At 61.8% G+C, this 3,802-nt stretch carries 4 protein-coding genes and 1 pseudogene; all 5 read right to left on the bottom strand.

Annotation, left to right across the window (positions count from 1 at the left end; all coding sequences use genetic code 11):
* Positions 1-736: restriction endonuclease subunit R (locus FJ404_19580; GenBank protein MBM3825047.1), on the bottom strand; the 736-nt coding region annotated here is incomplete at its 3' end.
* Complete coding sequence (locus FJ404_19575; protein ID MBM3825046.1) at positions 733-1,380, bottom strand: DUF429 domain-containing protein; 648 nt, start codon at positions 1,378-1,380, stop codon at positions 733-735. The genes FJ404_19580 and FJ404_19575, both read right to left, overlap by 4 nt.
* 731 nt (positions 1,381-2,111) lie before the next feature.
* A pseudogene (locus FJ404_19570) lies at positions 2,112-2,555 on the bottom strand (restriction endonuclease subunit S).
* A gap of 67 nt (positions 2,556-2,622) precedes the next feature.
* Complete coding sequence (locus tag FJ404_19565) at positions 2,623-3,264, bottom strand: four helix bundle protein (protein MBM3825045.1); 642 nt, start codon at positions 3,262-3,264, stop codon at positions 2,623-2,625.
* Positions 3,261-3,569: a hypothetical protein gene (locus FJ404_19560; protein MBM3825044.1), complete on the bottom strand. Its 309-nt coding sequence runs from the start codon at positions 3,567-3,569 to the stop codon at positions 3,261-3,263. Before FJ404_19560 ends, FJ404_19565 begins: the two co-directional genes overlap by 4 nt.
* Between the last annotated feature and the right edge of the window lie 233 nt (positions 3,570-3,802).

Genomic DNA, 3,802 nt, shown 5'->3' with positions numbered 1-3,802 from the left:
GGATGTCCTCCGGCTTGATGCGCACCATCGCATCTTCGGGGAACGACGAGAACGCATTGTAAGCCTGATTCGCCAGAATGTTGCGGTCGGCGAGAAAGAGAATGCGCGGCCTCCGTGTCGGCTCGCCGGAAAGATTCCAGCGCGAGTGAAACAGCTTCCACGCGATCTGAAACGCGATGAACGTCTTGCCCGTGCCGGTGGCCAGGGTGAGCAGGATGCGATTGCGCTTGGCGGCGATGGCCTGCAAGACGCGTTCGATGGCGACGTCCTGGTAATACCGGCCCGGATGGGAGCCGCCCTTGTCCTCGTAGGGCACGGCGGCGAACCGATCCCGCCACGCATCCTGTTGGGCGAAGGTGAAACTCCACAGTTCATCCGGCGTGGGAAAGCACGGGATTTCCCCCTCCGCGCCGGTGTCCATGTCACTGCGGTAGATGCCATGGCCGTTCGTGGCGAGCGCATAGCGCACCGCCAGTTTGCCCGCGTAATCCTTCGCCTGCCCGACGCCTTCCGTGACTTCCTCCGTGTCCGCCTTGGCTTCGACCACCGCGAGCTTGGTGTTGCGATATTCGAGGACGTAATCCGCCTTGAGCGCCTTGCCGCGTCGCCCCCGGCCCTCGATGCGGCCGGGGCTGATGAGATACTCGCGCCGGATGCGGCTGCCCTCGACCACGCCCCAGCCCGCCGCCTGGAGGGCGGGGTCAATCAACTCGGCTCGGGTCTCGGCTTCGTTCATGTTCGGGCTGGCGCGATGATAAATCCGGTTTTCGGGTCACCGAAAGGGTGGACTCGCCTGCCGCGTGCCGCCATGTCCGCCGTCAGCGCACACAGCGCGGCGTCCACCCAGTCAATGTTGGTCAGCAGGTCGGTGCTGATTCCGTGTTGTTCGAGCAACTGACGGCGTTGCGTGCGCTTCTGCTTGGCATTCGCGTTGCCGTCGCGCAGATGCCACGTAATGGCGTGGGGAAAGGTCTCGAAGCAATAGTGCTTCCTCCGGGTTGGCCAGGCTTCGCACACGGGGTGAGTCGGATGCAGCGCTTGGTAAAGAGCCTCGCCGCGCAGCATCCAGTCAAAGTAATTGGTCGGATGCGGTCGGTGAGCCACCTCAGAAGTTGGCGTGGAGAAACAAAAGATGCCTTGTTGCATCAACTCCCGCTCTGCCAGCCGCCCTTCTTCGTTCACCCTCCAGCGGCACGGGGCGTCCACGGCAATCACCGTGGCGCGCATGTCGTTTACACACCACTGCACCAGTTTAGCGGTGTTGGTGGTGTCCAACTGATCCCGGTAGCTGCTGCCCTCCAACGACACGGCATGAAACCCCTTCTTTTTGCCGCCGACATCAATGCCGACCACTACGGGAGATGAGCGGGAAGCGGGCATGATTAGAGTTCTCCGGTGAAGGCTTGGTGCAGGAGCGACTTTTTCAACGCCGCCAGCGCCGCCTGCTTTTGCTCGTAGAGCCGCGTCAGCCGTTGGGTTTCGGCGGCGAGGGCGTCGAGTTCTTCGATGACTTCCCGCTGTCGTTCAATGGAAGGCAAACTGATGGGAAGCCCCGCGAGTGCAGTGTTGCTCAGGTTCGGCATCACTGCACCGCCTGCGAGCTTCTCAAGAGCAACGCGAGAGGCAGGCGCGCGAAGAAGTCGGACCAAGAACCGAGATTCGCATCTGGCAGAAGGCTTAATGAAGAAGCTGCCCGTTCCGCAGAGCCATCCATCCTCAGCGTCGGTGACAACCGCGCAGCGACCCATTTCGCCCCGCCGCCCGATGACGATGTCGCCCTCGCTCATGATGTAATTCTCGAGCCGCTTCGCCGTCTCTTTCGATACGGTTTTCGAGAAGTCCGGTTCGATGCCAGTATCTGTGATGTGGGCTGGATTCACCAATGGGATTCCATTTTCCACGTAGTCGCTCTTGTGAAGCAGCGACCCGAACGGGCCTGTGAAAACACCGCCAGTCGCTTCCCCAACCGTTGTTTCCACCCAGCCTTTGCCGCGGTGGGTGAAGACGGATTGGAGGTGGCTTTCAAAGAGGGCGCGGGCGTTTTGGAGGTTCTGGGCGGCGTGGGCTTGGGCGGTGGCCAGCCCGGCAAACGCTTCGTCCAGCACCCCCACGATCCGCTGCTGCTCCGCCAGCGGGGGGACGGGAATTGGCGTCAGCGCAAGGTTGCTCCGACTAATGCGGCTTCGAGTCGTGCCCGTGCATTCTTTCGCAACCGTGGCGAGATACTCGTCTGACTGCGAATAGAGGTTGAAGAACTCCGGCAGATACGCGGCGCGTTTGAAGCGAACGATCGTGCAATCAACGGCGGTGATCATCCGCTCGCCGGTGTCCGGCAGTAGGCAGCTTCGCCCGACTGGATCAGGCAAGCGCGAGATGAGGCAATCACCCTCGAAGATTTCCGTGCATCGCAGACGCTTGAACGTGGCCTCCGAGATGTAACGAGCTTTCTCGGCGCGGTCTTTGAAGATGCCGTCGCCCACGTTGCCAGTCTGAATAAGGCGAATGCCCTCCGACGATTGGTCTTTGCTTTCGACCCAATCACCATCGGCGAACACCTCGCATAACTCCGCGAAGCCCGCGGGCGAGCCATGTGACGCATGGGAGAGATGGGATGGTTATGGGTCATGGCTTGGGCGGGTGTTGGCGGCGGTGCTGGAGGCGGGCCTTGAACATGCGCTCCCGCAGGCCGCCTTGTTCGAGGAAGTCCTTTTCCAGACGGCGCAGTTGCTGGTCAATCAGGTAGTTCGCCTGGTGAATCAGGCAGATGGCGATGTTGGCCACCACCTCGGGCGGGCGGGTGTCCACGAACTCGCGGTAAAGCTCGTAGGTCTGCGGGACTTTGCGCCCAAGCCGACGGACATAGAGCGCTTCCTTGGAATCCTTGTCCCACTCGCGGTGCTCGCGCACGCGGAGGTAGTCGCGGTAGTCGTCGAGCACTTCCTCCAGGCTGGCGCGGGCGACGCTCGTGAGCTTGATCTCGGTTTCCTTGGAGGTGAGGGCGGCTTTGCTGCCTTCGAGCAAATTCTTTTTGCCGGAGCGGGCGGCCTGGATCATCTGGTCAATGGTGCGGTCGCCTTTGGCGAGATGCTTGTGCGCGAAGCGGAAGGTGAGGTCATAGACCACCTCGGCTTTGTGGAAGGAGTGGAGGGTCTGGTAATCGCCGCGCGGGGGGATGATCGGATGCTCTTCATGGGAGGAATGGGATTCAGGCGACGGATGATCGCCCGGTGTCCCCTTCTTCGGATTCTTCCCATCGTTTTTCATAGCAGCTTCCTGATGCCGGCCAGCACTTCGGCGCTTTCGGCGTCGAGGGCGGCGATTTCTGCCATGATTTCCTGCGGGCTGCGGTGGGTCACGGTCTCGCCACCGTTGGGGTTCTTCACCGAGAGGTCAAAGGTGGCGGGGTCGATGCCCTTCGCGTCCACGCTCCAGCTCTTGGGCGAGTCGGCGAAGGTCTGCTGGAGCTGGAAGAGCAGCCACGAGGTTTGCTCGGCGTAGTCGAGTTCCGTGGCGCAGCCGGCTTCCTTGCGGAGGGCGTCGTCGATGTTGCGGAAGGCTTGTTCAAACATGAGTTAAGGTGCTGGGGGCTGGGTTTCCAATGGTGCTTTGTCCACGGCGTTGACGTTGAACGGCGGGTTGTCGGTGTCTTTTTCGGATGGGGCGATCCAGTGCATCGTTGGGGTGAGGATACCGAAGGGTTGGCCCGTTACCAAGCGCGGTTTGCGGCCGCAGGCGCGGGGCGGATCACCAGCGGGTCTTCGCGTCGCAGGCGCGAGCAAAACACCAGCCGCACGTGGCTTCA

Source organism: Verrucomicrobiota bacterium, assembly GCA_016871495.1.
Lineage (GTDB): Bacteria > Verrucomicrobiota > Verrucomicrobiia > Limisphaerales > VHDF01 > VHDF01.
The sequence above is the reverse complement of the archived record's forward strand: the minus strand, read 5'-3'. Positions and strand labels throughout refer to the sequence as shown.